The organism is Rhizobium sp. 01T444, from assembly GCF_056398305.1.
Genome location: NZ_JBFTPD010000103.1, coordinates 1 through 996, shown reverse-complemented (window position 1 = coordinate 996; position 996 = coordinate 1). Strand labels below are relative to the sequence as shown.

1 protein-coding gene is annotated in these 996 nt (G+C 65.1%); it reads right to left on the bottom strand.

The window, feature by feature from the left end; genetic code table 11:
• Window positions 1-742, bottom strand: a 742-nt coding sequence (locus tag AC1DTN_RS37335) for a proprotein convertase P-domain-containing protein (RefSeq protein ID WP_477925133.1), incomplete at its 3' end; no start/stop codon positions are given.
• Window positions 743-996: the final 254 nt, after the last annotated feature.

The window sequence follows — 996 nt, the reverse complement described above, 5'->3', positions numbered from 1 at the left end:
GTCGGGCAGCATCCGCAGGCGTGATCGTCAGCGACCACCTGCTGAAGATTCCTCTCATCTCGCGTGTCGAGCCGAATTCACTGATCTTCAATGTCCAGCTCCCTTGCATGCCTTGACCGATGAACGGCGAGAGCGGGGACGACTGTTCCGTCGAGACATGGCTGAGAACCTGGTCGTCAGGACTCGAATGAACGTTCGGCAGTGCGACCGTCTGTCCGGCCGGCGACGTGAGTTCGACCCGAACGAAGGCGCCGCTGGTGTATGTCAACTCAACCGTCACCCCCAGCGTGCCCACAGTGCCGGCGTTCGCGATCGCGATGCTGCTTGGAAACGCGCCCCGGGTGATCGGCATGTTGGGCGTGGCCTTGCCCTCGATCGCGGTCGATGGCGAGACATCGCCCAAGGTGTCGTTCTCGTCCTCGCTCATGTCGAACCACGGGAAGTAGCTCGTCCGTCGCTTGTGCCCGAGCGCCGTGATGACGGCTACTTCCCGACCCAGGGGATCGTAGGCGTGCGTGTCCGCGTGGCCCCACGAGCGCGCTTGCGCGTCGTTGACATGGCTCGCCCGATCGATGAAGTAAGGCTGATAGACCCGGATCACCTGCCCCTTGTTGTCATACTCGACACGGCCCGACACCGCCCAGCGCGCCGCGTCTCCCGTGTCACGCTCGACCGGCTTGCCGCTGCCGTCGAGTTCGAGCTCTCCCGCAGGCGTGACGACACAGGCCAGCCCGGGGGGCACTTCTTCTTCGATTGAAGGGCTCTTCCGAAGCCGTCGCTGTGCGACATCGCGATCTGTATCTGCGGCTTCGGATCGACCGCGTCGGGGTGCTGGTCGGCCTCGAACGCCGCGCTCTGCACCGGGCTGCGCGAGGCCATCCAGCTGTGTGTGTCATACAAGTAGACAGCCGCGGCCCGCTGGATCGCGCGGGCAGGGTCCGCCAGGGCGGCGTCGATGCTCGCCAACGCGTCGGCCTTCGGATTGAAGTCGCTCAC